This window comes from Methylophilus sp. E2MeOHC9 (assembly GCF_058744375.1).
The window spans coordinates 1,315,326-1,333,764 of record NZ_CP196024.1 but is presented as its reverse complement, the minus strand read 5'-3'; the positions used below and the strand labels follow the sequence as shown (position 1 = coordinate 1,333,764).

Annotated in this window: 15 protein-coding genes; 10 read left to right on the top strand and 5 right to left on the bottom strand. The window is 51.1% G+C overall.

Features of this window, described 5'->3' with window-relative positions:
- Positions 1 to 68 precede the first annotated feature (68 nt).
- The 5 genes from polA to ACSSVF_RS06395 all read left to right on the top strand — a co-directional run bounded on the left by polA (position 69) and on the right by ACSSVF_RS06395 (position 4,664).
- Positions 69 to 2,819: a DNA polymerase I gene (gene polA / locus ACSSVF_RS06415; protein WP_492406083.1), complete on the top strand. Its 2,751-nt coding sequence runs from the start codon at positions 69 to 71 to the stop codon at positions 2,817 to 2,819.
- Positions 2,820 to 2,875: 56 nt separating this feature from the next.
- Positions 2,876 to 3,094 (top strand): hypothetical protein, encoded by a 219-nt coding sequence (locus ACSSVF_RS06410; protein ID WP_492406082.1) that lies wholly within the window; start codon positions 2,876 to 2,878, stop codon positions 3,092 to 3,094.
- Positions 3,095 to 3,218: 124 nt separating this feature from the next.
- Positions 3,219 to 3,458, top strand: a complete 240-nt coding sequence (locus tag ACSSVF_RS06405; protein WP_492406081.1) for a GlsB/YeaQ/YmgE family stress response membrane protein — start codon at positions 3,219 to 3,221, stop codon at positions 3,456 to 3,458.
- Positions 3,459 to 3,649: 191 nt separating this feature from the next.
- Positions 3,650 to 4,390, top strand: coding sequence for a competence/damage-inducible protein A (locus ACSSVF_RS06400; RefSeq protein WP_492406080.1), 741 nt, complete (start codon positions 3,650 to 3,652; stop codon positions 4,388 to 4,390).
- 4 nt (positions 4,391 to 4,394) lie between these two features.
- The gene (locus ACSSVF_RS06395) at positions 4,395 to 4,664 is read left to right on the top strand and encodes a YkgJ family cysteine cluster protein (protein ID WP_492406316.1); all 270 of its coding nucleotides are present in this window, start codon (positions 4,395 to 4,397) and stop codon (positions 4,662 to 4,664) included.
- Between the two features lie 2 nt (positions 4,665 to 4,666).
- On the opposite strand, the gene lgt is transcribed toward ACSSVF_RS06395, so the two are convergent.
- Both lgt and ACSSVF_RS06385 read right to left on the bottom strand, forming a co-directional pair.
- On the bottom strand, positions 4,667 to 5,458 hold the full coding sequence (gene lgt, locus ACSSVF_RS06390) for a prolipoprotein diacylglyceryl transferase (protein WP_492406079.1): 792 nt from the start codon (positions 5,456 to 5,458) through the stop codon (positions 4,667 to 4,669).
- A gap of 52 nt (positions 5,459 to 5,510) precedes the next feature.
- Positions 5,511 to 6,788: an MFS transporter gene (locus ACSSVF_RS06385; protein ID WP_492406078.1), complete on the bottom strand. Its 1,278-nt coding sequence runs from the start codon at positions 6,786 to 6,788 to the stop codon at positions 5,511 to 5,513.
- A gap of 481 nt (positions 6,789 to 7,269) precedes the next feature.
- Here ACSSVF_RS06385 and ACSSVF_RS06380 point away from each other — a divergent pair, with 481 nt between their 5' ends.
- Positions 7,270 to 8,364: a helix-turn-helix transcriptional regulator gene (locus ACSSVF_RS06380; protein WP_492406077.1), complete on the top strand. Its 1,095-nt coding sequence runs from the start codon at positions 7,270 to 7,272 to the stop codon at positions 8,362 to 8,364.
- A 131-nt stretch (positions 8,365 to 8,495) separates the two neighbouring features.
- Here the strand turns inward: ACSSVF_RS06380 and ACSSVF_RS06375 are convergent, their stop codons facing one another.
- The 3 genes from ACSSVF_RS06375 to ACSSVF_RS06365 form a co-directional block, all read right to left on the bottom strand.
- Complete coding sequence (locus ACSSVF_RS06375; RefSeq protein ID WP_492406076.1) at positions 8,496 to 9,959, bottom strand: efflux transporter outer membrane subunit; 1,464 nt, start codon at positions 9,957 to 9,959, stop codon at positions 8,496 to 8,498.
- Positions 9,956 to 13,090, bottom strand: a complete 3,135-nt coding sequence (locus tag ACSSVF_RS06370) for an efflux RND transporter permease subunit (protein WP_492406075.1) — start codon at positions 13,088 to 13,090, stop codon at positions 9,956 to 9,958. Before ACSSVF_RS06370 ends, ACSSVF_RS06375 begins: the two co-directional genes overlap by 4 nt.
- 87 nt (positions 13,091 to 13,177) lie before the next feature.
- Positions 13,178 to 14,362, bottom strand: a complete 1,185-nt coding sequence (locus ACSSVF_RS06365; RefSeq protein WP_492406074.1) for an efflux RND transporter periplasmic adaptor subunit — start codon at positions 14,360 to 14,362, stop codon at positions 13,178 to 13,180.
- 171 nt (positions 14,363 to 14,533) lie between these two features.
- Here ACSSVF_RS06365 and ACSSVF_RS06360 point away from each other — a divergent pair, with 171 nt between their 5' ends.
- The 4 genes from ACSSVF_RS06360 to purH all read left to right on the top strand — a co-directional run bounded on the left by ACSSVF_RS06360 (position 14,534) and on the right by purH (position 18,351).
- Positions 14,534 to 15,160, top strand: coding sequence for a TetR family transcriptional regulator (locus ACSSVF_RS06360; RefSeq protein ID WP_492406073.1), 627 nt, complete (start codon positions 14,534 to 14,536; stop codon positions 15,158 to 15,160).
- 89 nt (positions 15,161 to 15,249) lie between these two features.
- On the top strand, positions 15,250 to 16,290 hold the full coding sequence (dusB, locus tag ACSSVF_RS06355) for a tRNA dihydrouridine synthase DusB (protein WP_492406072.1): 1,041 nt from the start codon (positions 15,250 to 15,252) through the stop codon (positions 16,288 to 16,290).
- Positions 16,290 to 16,526, top strand: a complete 237-nt coding sequence (locus ACSSVF_RS06350; protein WP_379032405.1) for a helix-turn-helix domain-containing protein — start codon at positions 16,290 to 16,292, stop codon at positions 16,524 to 16,526. Before dusB ends, ACSSVF_RS06350 begins: the two co-directional genes overlap by 1 nt.
- A gap of 220 nt (positions 16,527 to 16,746) precedes the next feature.
- The gene (purH, locus tag ACSSVF_RS06345; protein WP_492406071.1) at positions 16,747 to 18,351 is read left to right on the top strand and encodes a bifunctional phosphoribosylaminoimidazolecarboxamide formyltransferase/IMP cyclohydrolase; all 1,605 of its coding nucleotides are present in this window, start codon (positions 16,747 to 16,749) and stop codon (positions 18,349 to 18,351) included.
- The last annotated feature ends 88 nt before the right edge of the window (positions 18,352 to 18,439 follow it).

The window sequence follows — 18,439 nt, the reverse complement described above, 5'->3', positions numbered from 1 at the left end:
AATACGCCTTTGAAATGTTTTTGACTTTAGCGATTGCATAAGTCCATTTAACCCTTGAGAACTAAATAATGAAGACCCTGCTTCTGGTAGACGGCTCCAGTTACCTTTACCGCGCCTTTCACGCCATGCCTGATTTGCGCAACTCAGCCAATGAGCCGGTCGGGGCCATTCAGGGCGTGCTGAATATGCTGCGCCGACTGCATAAAGACTACCCATCCGATTACAGCGCCTGTGTGTTCGACGCCAAGGGCAAGACTTTCCGCGATGATTTGTATCCAGAATACAAAGCCAACCGCGTCAGCATGCCGGATGATTTGCGGGTGCAGATCGAGCCTTTATACGAGACCATACGCGCCATGGGCTGGCCGCTGATCATTGAAGAAGGCGTAGAAGCAGATGATGTGATCGGTGCATTAGCCAAGCAGGCAGAAAAAGAAGGCATCAAAACCATTATTTCCACCGGCGACAAAGACATCACACAGCTGGTCAATGCGCATATCACTGTCGTCAACACCATGCGCGATGCTTTCCGTAAAACCGATGATGTGCTGGATGTTGCAGGCGTGGAAAACAAATTTGGTATCCCGCCCGACAAAATCATTGATTATTTAGTGCTGGTTGGCGATACCTCGGATAACGTGCCTGGCGTGGAAAAAGTCGGCCCTAAAACCGCGGTAAAGTGGCTAAAAGAATACGGTACACTGGATAATATTGTCGCCAATGCCGACAACATCAAAGGCGTGGTAGGCGATAACCTGCGCAAAGCCCTGCCCTGGTTACCAACCGCACGTGAGTTGATCACTATCCGCTGCGACGTCGGTGTATGCGAAAAATTTGATGACCTGATTCAACAGACACCAGATAAAGAAAAACTCCATTCTTTATTTGACCACTTCGAATTTCGCACCTGGAAACGCGAGCTGGATAAGCTGGCGGATGGCTCGCCTGCTACGCCCTCCCCATCCACTCCTTCAGCACCAGCCGCGATCAAAACAGACTACATCCCTGACACCCGCCGCCAGTACCAGGCGATTTTCACGGACGCTGATCTGGATCAGTGGTTAACAAAGCTGCAACAGGCAGCGCTGGTGTGCTTCGATACTGAAACCACTTCGCTGGACCCGTTACAAGCAAAAATCGTCGGCGTGTCCTTTAGTGTCACGCCCGGCGAGGCTGCCTATGTGCCGCTCACGCATGATTACTTTGATGCACCTTTTCAGTTACCATTAAATGCAACGCTTGAGAAACTGAAACCTATCCTGGAAAACCCGGCCATCAAAAAAGTCGGGCAAAACCTGAAATATGATATGCATGTACTGGCTAATCACGGCATACAGTTACGAGGTGTCGCCCACGATACCCTGCTGCAATCCTACGTATTTGAGAGCCATAAAGGCCACGGCATGGACGAACTGAGTGAGCGCCATTTAGGCATTACGCCTATCCCTTTCGAGGCGGTGGCCGGCAAAGGTGCCAAACAGGTAGGTTTTAACCAGGTGACAGTGGAACAGGCCACCGAATATTCGGCAGAAGATGCCGATATCACCTTGCAACTCCATGGCGCACTCTATCCGCAAGTGGCAGAATCATCCAAGCTGGACTTTATCTACCAGCAGATCGAAATGCCGAGCATGCTGGCATTACAGCGTATGGAACGTCACGGCGTACTGATCGATAGCCATATGCTCAGCCGCCAGAGCAATGAAATCGGCCTGCGCCTGATGGAACTGGAAAAACAGGCGTATGAACTGGCCGGGCAGCCATTCAACCTGGGCAGCCCGAAACAATTACAGGAAATCCTGTTTGGCAAACTGGGCATCAAGCCATTAAAGAAAACGCCTTCCGGCGTGCCTTCTACCGATGAAGATGTGTTGCAAGAATTGGCACTGGATCATCCGCTGCCTAAAGTGCTGTTGGAATACCGCGGCCTGGCCAAACTGAAATCGACCTATACCGACAAATTGCCGAAAATGATCAACCCGGCTACCGGGCGCGTACATACCAATTACAACCAGGCGGTGGCGATCACCGGGCGTTTGGCAAGCAGCGACCCCAACCTGCAAAATATCCCGGTGCGTACGGCTGAGGGCCGCCGTATCCGTGAAGCGTTTATCGCCGCACCCGGTAACCATATCGTGTCAGCCGATTATTCACAGATCGAATTGCGCATCATGGCGCATCTCTCGCAGGATGCCGGCATGCTCAGCGCCTTTGCCAATAATGAAGATATCCACCGCGCCACTGCCGCCGAAATATTCGGTGTCGATAAAACCAGCGTCGATAATGAACAACGCCGCTATGCCAAGGTGATCAACTTCGGCCTGATTTATGGCATGAGCGCATTCGGCCTTGCGCAAAACCTGAATATCGAACGCAGCGCCGCGCAAAGTTACATTGAACGCTACTTTGCCCGCTACCCAGGCGTGCGCCAGTATATGAGCGAGACGCGCGAACTCGCCAAACAGCAAGGTTATGTCGAAACCATTTTTGGCCGCAGATTATGGGTGCCCGAAATCAACAGTGCCAATGGCAATCGCCGGGCAGGTGCAGAACGTGCCGCCATTAATGCCCCAATGCAAGGCACCGCTGCAGACCTGATCAAACTGGCCATGATTGCCGTGGATAAATGGCTGACTGAGGAAAAACTGCAGACCAAGCTGATTATGCAGGTACACGATGAGCTGGTGCTGGAAGTGCCAGATGCAGAACTAGCACTGGTGAAACAACAATTACCGCTGCTGATGGAAAGCGTTGCCAAGCTGGATGTGCCGCTATTAGCCGAAGTCGGCATGGGCAACAACTGGGAAAGTGCACATTAAGATTAAGCCTATGTTAAGGTAATGTTTCATTCAACTGAACAGGGAGCGACACCATCATGAAATCATCCATCATCATCGGCATTATCCTGATTGCACTTGGCTCTGCCGGTCTTATCTACAAAGGGTTCAGTTACGAAAGCAAAGAGACTGTCGCAAAAATCGGTTCACTGGAAGCCAGTGCCGATATCACTAAAGATGTGGCAATCCCCCAAGCCCTCAGTGTGATTCTGATTATTGCCGGCGCAGGCTTTGTGCTGGTTGGCTTGAAAAAATAAGTTTTCCGGAAATCAGTATCAGTCTTTTCTGACAAGTTTTTCCTACATGCTCTGACAGATTAAGCATGAGGTAGCTATTAACATTGCGACTCAAACATTTGATAACAACAATGAGGAAATGAATATGATCTGGACCATCGTAATTGGCATTATTGCTGGCTGGCTGGCGGGTTTGATTATGAAGGGTGATGGCTACGGCCTGATCTGGGATTTGATTTTAGGTATTGCAGGTGCTGTTGTAGGTAGCTGGCTGTTCGGTTTGCTGGGCTTGAGTGCCAGCGGCGGTTTGATCGGTAGCATTGTAGTAGCGACCGTGGGTGCTATTTTCCTGATTTTCCTGTCGCGCGCATTGCGAAAAGGCTAATGCTTGCCAGCTGACTTTTAGCACAAGGTATAAAACAAACATGGCGATGACTGAAAAGTCATCGCCATTTTATTTTGAGCCTATTAGATTAGGGAATTTGGTCCGCGAATATCCCTCATTCTGCAATGATCCAATATCAAGCGCGGCCAACGGTATAATAGGTTTTTATTTCTTCAACATACTCACTCAGCATGCAGTCTTTCGGTATCTACATCATTGGCGACGAGATCCTGTCCGGCAAACGTCAGGATGCGCATCTGAGCAAAGTCATTTCATTGCTATCTGCGCGCGGGCTGCCATTAAGCTGGGCTTACTTTATCTCTGATATTCCCGATCAGATCACCAGCCATCTCAAAGCAAGTATGGCACGCGGCGAGGTGGTATTCAGTTTTGGCGGCATAGGTGCCACACCGGATGACCACACCCGGCAATGCGCCGCAGAGGCTGCAGGCGTGCCGATTGAGCGGCACGTTGGGGCAGTGGCTAATATAGAAGCGCAATATGGTGACGGCGCCTACCCAAAACGGGTGTTGATGGCTGATTTCCCCCAAGGCTGCGAATTAATCCCCAACCCGATTAACCGCGTGGCAGGGTTCAGTATTAACCAGCATTATTTTGTGCCTGGATTTCCTGAAATGGCCCACCCGATGATCGAATGGGTGTTGGATACGCATTACAGCCATTTATTTCATACGCTGGATTATCTGGAACAAGCGATTGTAGTGACTGAAGCAGGTGAAAGTGACCTGATTGATTTGATGAACCAGATGCTGGCGCAGTACCCCATGTTGAAGCTGTTCAGTTTGCCACGGACCAATCAGCGCCGGACCACTGAAGTAGGGATGAAAGGTGAAAGCACTTTGGTGAAACAGGCCATGCTTCACTTAAAGGCTGGCGTGACCGCATTGGGTTATCCGTGGGTGGATGTTTAAACCTATGGATTGCCGTCCACAATGTGGGGCCTGCTGCATCGCCCCTTCGATTACCAGCGCTATCCCCGGCATGCCCGATGGAAAACCGGCCGGTGTTCCCTGCATTCAGCTGGATGAACGCTATGGTTGTAAATTATTTGGCAAACCGGAACGCCCGGCGTTTTGTGGTGGCCTGCAACCTAGCCTGGAAATGTGTGGCACGCCGCAGCAAAGCCGGGACTATGCCATCGCCTGGCTGAATACGCTTGAACTGGCGACGCAACCCGGGGCTTGAAATCAAGTTTTGCGGTAAGCCCAGCGCAGCATGGCCAGGCCGACCAGTATCATGGGGATGCACAGCCATTGGCCCATGCTCAAACCTAATGACAACAAGCCGAGGAAACTGTCCGGTTCCCGCGTGAATTCGACCAGGAAACGGAAACTGCCGTAACTCAGCAAAAATACGGCCGAGACCGCGCCTATCGGACGTTTTTTACCGGAAAAAATCCACAAGATCAGAAACATCGCGATGCCTTCCAGCGCAAATTCATACAGCTGTGAAGGATGACGTGCCAATGCGTCCACTTGCGGGAACACCATGCCCCAGTCTGACTGTGTCGGCCTGCCCCATAATTCGCCATTGATAAAGTTACCCAGGCGGCCTGCGCCTAAGCCAATCGGTACGAGCGGGGCGACAAAATCCATTAGTTGCAACCAGATCACGCCACGCTTGCGTGCAAACAAGGCCATCGCCACCATCACGCCGATAAAGCCACCATGAAAAGACATGCCACCTTGCCATAAGGCGAAAATCTCCAGCGGGTGCTGCAAGAAATACAGCGGCTGATAGAACAGCACATAGCCCAAGCGACCACCCAGCACCACACCCAGCGCAATATAAAACAGCATGTCGTCAGGGTCTTTGTGCTGCCAGGGTGAGTTAGGGTCTATCTTTAGCAGGCGCTTGACCTGGTACTGGCCTAACCACAAGCCGCCAAAGAACCCCACCAGGTACATGAGGCCATACCAGTGGATACCAAAACTGCCGATTTGCAACGCAATAGGGTTAAACCCCGGATGGATGAACATACTCAAATGGCTTTGCTATAAAAAGTTGCATTATACCTGCTCAGGCAAACCTTCAGTCATGCGTAATCTTTTGTGGCTTTATTTGCCAGACCGCCCAGGCACTGATCGCAGCCATCACCGACATATACCACCCTACCCAGGTCAAACCGCCCTGTTGCACCAGAAACTGTGCGATGGCCGGGGCAAAAGAGGCGCCAAGAATGCCTCCTAACTGGTAAGCCAATCCGGCGCCACTGTAACGCACGGCTACCGGGAATTGCTCAGGTAAAAATGCGCCCATGGGTGCAAATGTCACGCCCATTAGAAACAGGGCCAGAAACAAAAACAATGCAATCAAGAGTAGTTGCCCACTCCCTATCATGGGCGCCAAAGCAAAGCCAAGCACTAACGCCAGTAACTGACCAACCAGCAATACCGGCCGTCGGCCGGCACGGTCAGCCCACCAGGCTGCCAGCGGAGTCGCCATTGTCATACCTAGCACCGCCACACATAACAGACCAAGAAAGACAGGCCGCGAAATATGTAATGCCTGCGTGCCATAACTCAGGCAAAACACCGTCGCGGTATAAAACAGGTGGTAGCACACACTCATCGCCAAAGCACCAAGTACAATGGCGCGGCCATGTTGCAATAACAATGTTTTAAGTGGCCAGCGGTGCAAATGATGTGCAGATTGCGCTTTTGCAAATACCGGGGTTTCAGCCAATTTGAACCTGACATACAAGCCCACCAGCACCAAGGCGGCACTGATAATAAAGGGCACCCGCCATCCCCATTGTACGAACTGCGCGTCAGTCAAACTCAGGCTTAACGCCAGAAAAGTCAGCGTCGCCAGCAAAAAGCCTATTGAAGGCCCAAGTTGCGGAAACATGCCATACCAGCTCCGTTTACCTTCGGGCGCATATTCCGTTGCCAATAACGCTGCCCCAGCCCATTCCCCGCCTAGCCCTATGCCTTGACCAAAACGCAGCACACAGAGCAATACCGGTGCCCACAAACCCATCGTGTCGTATCCCGGCAATAATCCAATCAAAAAGGTAGAAGCGCCCATGACCAGCAATGAAGCCGCCAGCGTGGACTTGCGCCCGACTTTATCGCCAAAGTGACCAAACAACATTGCGCCCAAGGGACGGGCGATGAATGCCAGGCCAAAAGTAAGGAATGCATTTAAGGACTGCGCAGCAGGGTCGCTGGTGGGGAAGAACACTTGCCCGATCACCAGTGCTGCCGCCATGGCATAAATATAAAAATCATAAAACTCTATGGCAGTGCCAATAAAGCTGGCGAACGCAATACGAGTGAGAGAGGGAGAAGAGGAAATATCAGACATACCGTCATGATAATGCAAAGTGCAATTCGATCAATAAATCACCATCAATGGAAGCGATAGGCAGCTCCATCATGTCGGGTTATTCCCTATTGCTGCCATAGCCAAGTTGAATCTGCAGATATACAGTCCTCAGCAATACTTTTCTTGCCAGAAACGGCACCACCTCTAGAAAAAGAGACTGTTTGGCCGCTTTTCCATTTGATCAGATATCACTAGCGGCGTGAAACCATGCCCCTGGAAATAAGAGTTCATAAAGGCCTGACAGTGAGGCCGATTGCACGATGGCACATTTTTGGTCTCTTTTACCCATACACAACGTTCTTATGAGAGTGCTGCACCGCTACTTAAATATCATACCAAACAATACATATGTTATTTAATGTAAACAAAGTATGATTAAATCCATTGAAAACAGAATTGAGAATGTTCCCGGCGACATCAGGAACGTTACTCACTGAATCCCATGATCACAGGAAAAGAAATGGATTTACCCTCACAAAATTACGAGCGTCTGGTTCACCTGATTTACGACACCATTCATGACGCTAGCCTGTGGGACCAGGTATTTATAGCGTTGCGAGCGGCGCTAGACTGCAAAGTCGTGCATGCTTTTGCCATTGATAAACATCACGGCACCATGTCGTTTAGTAGCGGTTCGAATTTGCCTGTGGATAGCGAACTGAGCTATTTGCAGAAATACCAATTTATTGATCCGCGCAGCAAGCACTGGAGTATTCTGCCATCCATGGCATGCTTTCATGACCACGAAGTGTTTGACGATCACTATGTCGCCAACAGTGAGTTTTACCAGGCATTTTTGCTACCTTATGGCGTACGCTACCTCACGGCATTGAAAGTGATCGAAAATGATGACATTTCGTTTTCTATCGCTTGCCTGCGCGGCCCAGAGCAAGGTCCGCTGTCCGGGGAAGCAATCCAGCTGATCCACCAATTACTGCCGCATTTACATCGCGCAGTGAGGATCAATACCAGCCACTTTATCTATTCCACCCAGGCGCTGATCGGGCACACCCTTATCAATAAACTGAAACAGCCAGTGATCTTAACCACCATCACCGGCAAAGTGGTACTCACCAATGATGCCGCGCAACATCTGCTTGCGACTACCGGGCTGGTTTCAATCAATGAGGAATATCTATGCATGCCGGAATGCGCGTTAGCGCAGTTTCTTGATGAGTGCGCAGCGATTGAACAGGATATTAAAAATAGACAACATGAAAATGGCGCCAACCATCCATACAAAGTATTGAATTTACAGGCGCAAAACCAGTGCGGGCAAGCCGAGAAGTTGCTGGCTCTTTACTTGCCACAATCTACCGCGCCGGTCGATACGACCTTGCTTGGTGCCGCTTTCGGCCTTACACCCGCTGAATGCAAGATTGCCGCGATGCTGGCCGAAGGCTATGCAGTGATTGAAATCGCGGAATCCTTAGGTAAAAAAGAAGACACTATCCGCAAACAACTGCAATCGATCTACCAGAAAACCGCCACTAACCGCCAGCCTGAGCTAATCAAACTGTTGATGCATTTGCCCAGCCATATTGACCGGGCTTGAGCATGGATAGTTGATGCAAAGGTTATGCATGGCGCCTTCTGAGTCGAGCTTGGCTCTTGCGGAAACAGGCAATAAAAAACCGGGATAGCACTCGCATGCTATCCCGGTTTTACAGGCAGGTAATCAAACAATTACTTTTTGTAATACTCTTCCTGTTTCACGCTTTCAGGTTTCCAGCCACCACCTAAGGCCTTGAATAAATCTACGGTGGCGATCAGGGTGTTCTGGCGGCTTTGCACCATCGCTTGCGTCGCTTCGTTATGGTTACGTTGCGCATCCAGTACTTCCAGATAGCTGGTATAACCGGCCTGATAGCGATTTTGTGCCACTGTCAGGATATTCGCCGTAGTTTTTTCCTTGGACTGCGCCAGTGTTTCCTGTTCACGATACTGGCTGGTATTCACCAGCGCATCGCTGACTTCAGTAAAGGCGGTTTGCAAGGTGCTTTGATAACTTGCCAATGTTTGCTTTTGTTGCGCAGTGGCCTGATCTTCACGTGCTTTCAGACGTCCGCCGTTGAAAATCGGCAGGTTGATATCCAGGCCCAATGACCAGACACGTGCTGGCGATTTCAGCAAGTTATTCAGCGCGATACTTTCACCGCCATAAGTGGTCGTCAGCGCAATACTCGGGTAGAACGCGGCACGTGCCACGCCGATATTGGCATTCGCCGCAATCATGGCTTGCTCAGCCTGGCGTACATCCGGCCTGGCTTCCATCAGCGCTGAAGGCAAACCGGTAGGCGGTGTCAGTGGTTGCGGCATCGCCATCAGATCACCGGCCGGGATCCTCAAGCCCAGGTCTGTGGTTAACAAACCCAGCTGATGCTCACTTAAAGCACGCTGCCTTTTCAGTTCCAGCGCCTGCGTTTGCAATGTGGTCACGACCAGTTCAGCTTGGTGTGCATCGAGAATGGTGGAAACACCACCCTCAACCCGGCGCTTGGCCAGATCCAGGCTTTCCTGTGCTGTTTTCAGGTTTTGCTGGTTAACCAGCAACTGTCCGTCCAGGCTGCGTATCATCAGGTAGTTGTTGGTCACCAGGCTGGAAAGTGACCAGGTGACAGCCTCTTTCGCATAACGGGTCGCCAGCAATTGTGCACGTGCAGCCTCATTGCCCCGGCGCAGTTTGCCCCAGAAATCCAGCTCATAACTACCGTTCAAACCAATTTTGTAGGTTTTACGCGGGTTATCACCAAACACCGGGAAAATCCCGGATTCGGTCACCCGGTTACGAATGCCGGAACCAGTACCTGTAACAGTAGGCAACAAACTGGCACCACTTTCACGTGCAAACGCGTCGGCTTCTTCGATGCGGGCTACGGCGGATTGCAGGTTGTTGTTTTTTGCCAGCGCGGTATCGACCAGCTGGTTGAGCTTGCTGTCATTAAACAATGTCCACCATTGTTGTAATGCCAGTTGCTGTTCCTGGGTCAGTTGCCCCGCTTGGCCGCTGGTATATTCCGCAGGTACGACCGGTTCAGGCCGTGAATAAAATGGCCCCAGCACCTGGCAACCAGCCAGTGACATGGTGACCAGCCCTAACAGTAGCGACTGTTGCAATGGTTTTAAACTCAATTTCATTGTCGGTTTCATACCGATTCCTCTTCTTCAATATGACCGTGGTGACGCACTTTTTTCTCGTTGGTCAGCCAGGTAAAGAACAGCGGGATAAAAATGGTGGCAATAAAGGTCGCCAGCAACATACCGCCAAACACGCCGGTACCCATAGACTGACGCGCTGCCGCACCAGCCCCTGTCGCAAACACCAGTGGCAGAATCCCCAGCATAAATGCCATGGACGTCATCACGATAGGCCTGAAACGTAAACGGGCAGCTTCCAGTGCAGCTTCGGCCAACGGCATCCCTTCTTCCATTTTCTGCGAGGCGAATTCCACAATCAGAATCGCGTTCTTCGCCGCCAGCCCGATCAGGGTAATTAGCCCGATCTGGAAGTAAATGTCGTTATTCATGCCACGTGTCAGCACGGCAATCAACGCGCCTGTCATCGCAAACGGAATCGCCATAATCACAGCCAGTGGCAATGCCCAGGTTTCAAACTGTGCTGCCAGAATCAGGAACACCATAATGGTCGCAAAACCAAAGGCAACCAATGCGGCAGAACCGGTACGGTTTTCCTGGTAAGCCTGGCCAGTCCAGGCAATCTGGTAGCCATCCGGCAGGTTTTCCCTGGCGATTTTTTCCACCAGTTTGATGGCATCACCCGAACTCACACCAGGCGCACCGCTACCAAATACTTTGGCAGACAGCAGGCCGTTGTAACGCTCAAGTTGTTCAGCACCTACAATATTGCTGACCTTGGCCAAAGCAGACATCGGGACCATATTGCCATCCGGGCTGTCTGCGGTCGGCTGGCTACGCACATACACTTTGCCCAAATCTTCCGGCTTCATCCGATAAGCGGCTTCGGCTTGCAACTGGACGCGATAAGTACGGCCACTACGGTTAAAGTCGTTCACATACAGCGAACCCATGGTGCTTTGCAAAGTGGCATAAATATCAGCGATCTTCACATTTTGTGACAAGGCCTTGGCTTCATCCACCTCAATAAACAACTGAGGTACAGTCGGGCGGAAGAAACTGTTGATACCGGTCAATTGCGGGCTAGCGCGCATGGCATCCATAAAGTTATTCATGACTTGCGCCAGCTTGATGGCATCAGTATCGCCGTGGGCTTGTACATACACCTCAAAACCACCGGCAGAACCCAAACCACGGATCGCTGGCGGGTTCACCGCAAAGCCCATACCATCCGGCTGGCTCATACCCACACCAATCAATTTGCCTACCATCTGGTCAGCATTGGTGGTCCGTTTATCCCAGTCTGTCATACGCACAAACATGGTACCGGCGTTGGTTTTATTCGCACCGGTCAGCAGTTCAAAACCGTTCACCGCAAATTCATGCGCGGTAGCAGGGTCTTTGGCGATGGTCGCGCGTATATTTTCCACAGTTTGTGAAGTGCGTTTCAGCGTCGCACCATCTGGCATGACGACGATACTGATCACATAACCCTGATCTTCTGGCGGTACAAAGCCACCTGGTACGGCACGGAACAGGAAAATCATGACGATCACCATGCCACCAAACACCACCGCACCAATGATTTTATGATGCAGGGTCAGGTTCACCGTACCGGTGTACCAGTTGGTTAAACGGCCAAAGCCACGGTTAAACGCCCTGAAGAAACTGTTTTCATGATGGCTGTTTTTCAGGATCATGGCGCACAGGGCTGGTGTCAGCGTCAACGCCACTACACCCGAGATCACCACAGAGATGGCAACCGTCACCGCGAACTGCCTATACAGTTCACCGGCGATACCACCCTGGAAAGCCACCGGCACGAAAACCGCACACAGCACCAGCACAATCGCCACCACCGCTGCCTGTACCTGGGCAATCGATTTGATCGCCGCTTGCAGAGGATTAAGGTTTTCTTCCTTCATCAAGCGTTCGGTGTTTTCCAGCACCACAATCGCATCATCGACCACAATACCAATGGCGAGAATCATCGCGAACATGGTCAACAGGTTGATAGAGAAACCAAACAGGTATAACCCGGCAAAGGTACCGACGATAGAAATAGGTACCGCGATCATCGGAATCAACGTCGCGCGCCAGCTTTGCAGGAATAGGAACACCACCAGCACCACCAGCAGCAAGGCTTCACCAAAGGTGTGGAACACCTCTTCAATAGTCGCTTTCACGAAGTCGCTGGTATCGTAAGGAATGTTGTAATCCATGCCCTCAGGGAACTTGGCTTTCAACTCATCCACTTTCGCCTTGATCGCTTCAGCCGTTTCCAGCGCGTTGGCACCGGTTTGCAGGAAGATAGGCAGCGCGACACCTGGCTGACCATTCAGCGCAGAAGCCACGTTGTAAGTCTGTGCACCCAGTTCAATCCGTGCGACATCTTTCAGGCGCAGTACACCGTTCGGGCCTTGCGCACGGATAATGATGTTGCCAAATTCTTCAGGCTCGATCAAACGCCCTTTGGCTGTCACCGTGAATGATAATTGCTGGCTAGGCAGTGCCGGTTCGGCGCCTATCTTACCTGCCGCATATTGCGCGTTCTGTGCATTGATGGCGGCAGAAATATCACTGGTTGAAACACCCAGCTGCGCCATGCGGTCAGGACGCAACCAGATACGCATGGAGTAATCCTGGCCACCAAAAATGGTGACATCGCCCACGCCTTTGATACGCTTGAATTCATCCAGCACATTCAGCGTGGCGTAGTTACTCAAGAACAAACGGTCATGTTCTTTTTTGCTGGAGATCAGCATCACCACCAGCAGAATATCGTTGGAACGTTTTTGCACCACCACACCGGTCCTGCGCACATCTTCCGGCAGCCTCGGCAAGGCGATATTCACGCGGTTACTGACGTTAAACGTTGCCTGGTCGACATCGGTACCGATGTCAAAAGTCGCGGTGATGGTCAGCGTGCCGCTACTGTCTGAGCTTGAGTTAAAGTAAAGCAGGTTTTCCACCCCGCTCAACTGCTCTTCAATCGGGGCAGCCACGGTTTTAGACAGTGTCTCGGCACTGGCGCCAGGGTAAGTCGCTGTGATCAGTACGGTTGGCGGCGCAATCTGCGGATACTGTGCAATCGGCAATTTAAATGCCGCTGCCAACCCTGCCAACACGATGATGATAGACAGCACGCTAGCAAAAATCGGGCGTGTGATAAAAAATCGGGTCATATCGTTTTTCCTGAAATCGGCCTGAACAAAAGGTGCTCAGGCCGTAAATAACATGATATCTGGTACTAAAAACCTGATGAAACCTGCTTAAGACTTAGCTTTTTCGGCTGCTGGCTGGCCTGCTGTTGGTGCAGCATCAGGTGCGTGCGGTGCAACGGGTGCGCCCGGACGTACTTTGATCAGATTATCAAGAATCACCTGATCTCCGGCTTTCAGGCCTTCCAGCACGCTCCAGCGTTCGCCAAACCAGCCGCCAGCCACAATCGGTCTGACACCGGCAACGGTTTTGCCTTCTTTATCTTTTTCAGCCACAAACACGAACTTGCCTTGCTGGCCGGTCAACACCGCGGTTTGCGGGATCAGGAACACGCCATCACGCTTACCGGTCGTCAAACGTACGCGGACAAATTGACCTGGCAATAATGCGCTGTCCGGATTCTGGAACTCAGCACGCAACTGTTGCGTCCCTAATGCCGGGTCGATCTGGCTGGCAGAAAAGTTGATTTTTCCTGACAACGGATACTCAGTGTTATCGCCCAGGATCAAACGGATATCCTGTACTTTACCTGGACGCAAATGACCGCCCAGGCTGATCAAGTCAGACTCTGACAAACTGAAACGCACCCAGATCGGCGACACCTGTACGATGGTGCTCAGCAAAGTGGTATTGGCACTAGCCAGCGCACCTTCAGAGAGTACGAAACGTCCGGCAATACCGCTTTCCGGCGCTTTTACATGTGTATAAGATAAATTCAGCTCGGCTTCACGCAGTTGCGCCTGGTATTGCATCATGGTCGCTGTCGCCACTGAATTATCAGAAGTGGCATTATCAAACTCACGCTGGCTGATCGATTTAGTCTCCAGCAAGCCTTTCAGGCGCTGTGCTTCGCGTGCAGTCTGGTCTATCCTGGCTTTTTGCTGGGCGATCATGGCGCGTGCCTGATCCACTTGTAACTGGAACGGCATCGGGTCGATCAGGAACATATCCTGGCCAGCCTTGACTGATTCGCCTTCCTGATACAAACGTTTCAGCACGATCCCACCTACGCGTGGGCGCACTTCAATCTGCTTGGCACCTTCAGTTTGTGCGACCACTTCCGTCTGGATAGGCACTGTTTCTGCAGTGACCGATTGCACACTGACCGGCATGGCTGGCATGCCGCCAGCGGCAGGCCCTTGTTCGTTGGAAGATTTTCCGCAAGCACTTAATACAACACCCAAAGCCAGCACAATCAGTGCACGATGAGGTTGGATACTCTGTGAAATCAACATGTTATCCCTTAAAAATTTTCAAAATAAACTTGATTACATACAATCTTGGATGTATATTATATACAAACATGGATGTATGTAAATGGGTTACGCAAAAAATTCATATTTGCCTGTGTTGTAGTCCGCAACCAAACAACAATTATTTTTTATATTATGGAGTGACGCTTTAGCATGGTACGAAAAACCAAAGAAGACGCCGCAATTACCCGTCAACGCATCGTCAGCGCTGCACGTGAAGTGTTCCTGCTAAAAGGGGTAAGCCGCACCAGCCTGGAGCACATCGCTACTCACGCTGGCGTCACACGTGGTGCCGTTTACTGGCACTTTGCCAATAAGGCAGAGTTATTCCATGCCATGCGCGAAGAGGTTTACCTCCCGCTGATAGACCGCATGGAAGATACCCTATTAGGTAATCCTGACGGCGGCAGCTTCGACCCTCTGGGCCGCATACGTAAACATCTGGAAAACACCATTCAAATGCTAGCTGAGGATTTAACCACCCGCGAGACTTATGAAGTGATGATGACCAAGTGCGAATATGTAGATGAATTCGCCGATGTACTCAAATCTATTTTAGGCAATTGCAGCGGATTAATCTACAAATTAGAACAGGCCTACGCCAAAGCACAAGAGCTGGGGCAAGTGGGCACGCAGCTAACGGCTGGCGAACTGGCGCTGGATACGCATTTGTTTTTCTCAGGCCTGTTGCATATGTGGGTCAAGGATACCGAAGGCACACTATTCCGGCATAACGCGCTGCAACTGATTGATACACATATCAAACTGCGTAAAAAATAAGCAAATTTACTGTAAACAATTCCCTCGCTTCCGATTTGCAGTTAAAATAGTCAGTCTTTTCACTGACTTATCAGAGCCTACTGATTCTCATGCAAATCGGACCTCACCTATTAAAAAATAACCTGGTTGTCGCGCCCATGGCTGGCGTCACCGACCGTCCATTCCGCATGCTATGCAAAAAAATGGGCGCCGGACTGGCCGTGTCCGAAATGGTCACGTCCAACTCATTGTTATATGGCAGTGAAAAAACCAAACGCCGCGCCAACCATGAAGGTGAAGTCAGCCCGATCTCGGTGCAAATCGCCGGTGCCGAACCTGCCATGATGGCTGAAGCCGCCAGACACAATGTCGACAATGGCGCACAGATCATAGACATCAATATGGGTTGCCCGGCCAAAAAAATCTGTAATGTCATGGCCGGCTCTGCCCTGCTGCGTGATGAGCCGCTGGTTTCACAAATCCTTAAAGCGGTGGTGAATGCTGTGGATGTGCCGGTGACTTTAAAAATCCGCACCGGCTGGGACAGACAAAATAAAAACGCCATCATGATCGCCAGAATGGCTGAAGACATAGGCGTGCAAGCGCTGACCATACACGGCCGCACCCGTAACGACCTTTACCATGGCGATGCCGAATACGACACAATTGCCGCCGTCAAACAGGCCATTAGTATCCCGCTGATTGCCAATGGCGATATCACCACCCCTGAAAAAGCCAGGTTTGTACTCGATTACACCAAGGCTGATGCCGTGATGATAGGCCGTGCTGCACAAGGCCGCCCATGGATTTTCCGCGAGACCGAGCATTTCCTGAATACCGGTGAGCACATGCTGCCGCCGACCGTGGATGAAATCCACGAGGTCATGCTGGAGCATCTGCATGATTTATATGAATTTTATGGCGATTTGACCGGCATGCGTGTCGCTCGCAAACATATTTCCTGGTATACCAAAGGCCTGGCGGGCTCAGCGGCTTTCCGCCACAACATGAACACCCTGCAAACCATAGAGCTGCAATTGCACGCCATCAGTGATTTCTTTAGCGAACTGAAAGCCAAGAGTGACAGGCTGGTTTATGCAGATGACCTGACCGATACCGAAGCAGAAAACGATCAGGAGCTGGCAGCATAATGCAAACCGATGGCAAAATAAGTCTCGCCATCCGCGAGTCACTGGACGAGTATTTCACCCACCTGGATGGCCAGCCACCGCATGCCATTTACGACATGGTATTAGGCTGTGTTGAAAAACCCATGCTGGAAGTGGTACTGATCAAGGTGGGCGGCAACCAAAGTAAAGCGGCTGACATGTTAGGCATCAACCGTAATACCTTAAGAAAAAAAATGGCCGCTTACGGCCTTGAATAACCATTTCACGACTTGGCTTTAAGGAAATACCTTATTAAGTGATCACGCGAGATGAAGTGCAAGGCGTATGGCTCGCAGGCGTTGAGATAGTACAAACATACATCGAGACCATGAGTACCGCGCAATACATGCAATTCGCTCGCGCAGACACTGATTCAGAATTTTCTTAAGTGTTGAGCCAACCCAATTTTATAATCAGCAACCCCTCAGATTAAATACCATGACAATTAAACGCGCGCTTATCAGTGTTTCAGATAAAACCGGTGTGCTCGAACTGGCACAATCATTACAGCAACTCGGTGTAGAGCTTCTTTCTACTGGCGGCACCGCCAAACTGTTCCGTGACCACCAAATCCCGGTGAAAGAAGTCAGCGACTTTACCGGCTTCCCGGAAATGCTGGATGGCCGCGTCAAGACGCTGCACCCAAAAGTGCATGGCGGATTACTAGGCCGTCGCGACCTGCCGGAACATGTGGCTGCCATGCAGGAATATGGCATAGAGAACATCGACCTGCTGGTGGTGAACCTGTACCCGTTCGAAGCTACCGTTGCCAAAGCCGACTGTACGCTGGAAGACGCGATTGAGAATATTGATATTGGTGGCCCGGCCATGGTGCGTTCCGCTGCCAAAAACTGGAATGATGTCGCCGTGCTGACCGATGCTGCGCAATACGCAGATGTCACTGCCGAGCTGAAAGCCAACAACGGCGTAGTATCAAAAGCTACGCGCTTTAAATTATCCGTGGCGGCGTTTAACCGTATTGCCCAATACGATGCTGCGATCAGCAACTACCTGTCTGCGATTGATTTCTCCGAAACGGAAACCGCTGGCAAACCGATACTGAGCCAGTTCCCTGGGCAGATGAACAGCAACTTTATCAAAGTGCAGGACTTGCGTTACGGTGAAAACAGCCATCAGCAAGCCGCGTTCTACCGTGACCTGTATCCGGCGCCAGGCAGCCTGGCCACCGCCCAGCAACTGCAAGGTAAAGAATTAAGTTATAACAATATCGCCGATGCCGATGCCGCCTGGGAAGCAGTGAAATCTTTCACTACGCCAGCCTGTGTGATTGTCAAACACGCCAACCCATGCGGCGTGGCACAGGGTGCCAATGCCTTTGAAGCCTATGGCAAAGCCTTTAAAACTGACCCGACTTCAGCCTTTGGCGGCATTATCGCTTTTAATACCATTCTGGATGGCGCCGCTGCCGAAGTGGTCAGCAAACAGTTTGTTGAAGTATTGATTGCGCCTGAATTCACACCCGAAGCCTTGGCTGTGTTCAGTGCAAAAGCCAATGTGCGTGTACTCAAAATCGCATTACCCGCTGGTGGCAGCAATGCCTGGCAACAAGGCCGTAATGCGGTGGATTCAAAACGCGTAGGCTCAGGCATTCTGTTGCAATCTGCCGACAACCACGACTTACAACTGGCGGATATCAAAGTCGTCACCAAGCGTCAACCTACCCCGGAACAGTTGCAGGATTTGCTGTTTGCCTGGAATGTAGCGAAATATGTGAAATCGAATGCCATCGTATTTTGCGGCAATGGTATGACCCTGGGCGTAGGCGCTGGCCAGATGAGTCGTGTCGATAGTACCAAGATCGCCGCCATCAAGGCCCAAAACGCTGGCCTCAGCCTGCAAAACTCGGTGGTCGCTTCAGATGCCTTCTTCCCGTTCCGTGATGGCGTAGATGTACTGGCCGATGCCGGTGCCAGCTGCGTGATCCACCCGGGTGGCAGCATGCGTGATGAAGAAGTGATTGCGGCAGCAGATGAGCGCGGCCTGGCGATGGTCGTCACTGGCATTCGCCACTTTAGACATTAATTTAATTTGCCACAGAGGCCACAGCGAAAAGCCACAACAGGCTTTGTCAATTTGAAGTTCTCTGCGCGCTGTGGCTATAACTTTTAGG

Bases quoted from the DNA above. Each gene is read 5' to 3' on its own strand.
- ACSSVF_RS06400 (WP_492406080.1), top strand. From the start codon at position 3,650: ATGCAGTCTTTCGGTATCTACATCATTGGCGACGAGATCCTGTCCGGC.
- ACSSVF_RS06405 (WP_492406081.1), top strand. From the start codon at position 3,219: ATGATCTGGACCATCGTAATTGGCATTATTGCTGGCTGGCTGGCGGGT.
- ACSSVF_RS06395 (WP_492406316.1), top strand. From the start codon at position 4,395: ATGGATTGCCGTCCACAATGTGGGGCCTGCTGCATCGCCCCTTCGATT.
- ACSSVF_RS06375 (WP_492406076.1), bottom strand. From the start codon at position 9,959: ATGAAACCGACAATGAAATTGAGTTTAAAACCATTGCAACAGTCGCTA.
- ACSSVF_RS06385 (WP_492406078.1), bottom strand. From the start codon at position 6,788: ATGTCTGATATTTCCTCTTCTCCCTCTCTCACTCGTATTGCGTTCGCC.
- ACSSVF_RS06370 (WP_492406075.1), bottom strand. From the start codon at position 13,090: ATGACCCGATTTTTTATCACACGCCCGATTTTTGCTAGCGTGCTGTCT.
- ACSSVF_RS06380 (WP_492406077.1), top strand. From the start codon at position 7,270: ATGGATTTACCCTCACAAAATTACGAGCGTCTGGTTCACCTGATTTAC.
- ACSSVF_RS06360 (WP_492406073.1), top strand. From the start codon at position 14,534: ATGGTACGAAAAACCAAAGAAGACGCCGCAATTACCCGTCAACGCATC.
- ACSSVF_RS06350 (WP_379032405.1), top strand. From the start codon at position 16,290: ATGCAAACCGATGGCAAAATAAGTCTCGCCATCCGCGAGTCACTGGAC.
- ACSSVF_RS06365 (WP_492406074.1), bottom strand. From the start codon at position 14,362: ATGTTGATTTCACAGAGTATCCAACCTCATCGTGCACTGATTGTGCTG.
- dusB (WP_492406072.1), top strand. From the start codon at position 15,250: ATGCAAATCGGACCTCACCTATTAAAAAATAACCTGGTTGTCGCGCCC.
- purH (WP_492406071.1), top strand. From the start codon at position 16,747: ATGACAATTAAACGCGCGCTTATCAGTGTTTCAGATAAAACCGGTGTG.
- ACSSVF_RS06410 (WP_492406082.1), top strand. From the start codon at position 2,876: ATGAAATCATCCATCATCATCGGCATTATCCTGATTGCACTTGGCTCT.
- polA (WP_492406083.1), top strand. From the start codon at position 69: ATGAAGACCCTGCTTCTGGTAGACGGCTCCAGTTACCTTTACCGCGCC.
- lgt (WP_492406079.1), bottom strand. From the start codon at position 5,458: ATGTTCATCCATCCGGGGTTTAACCCTATTGCGTTGCAAATCGGCAGT.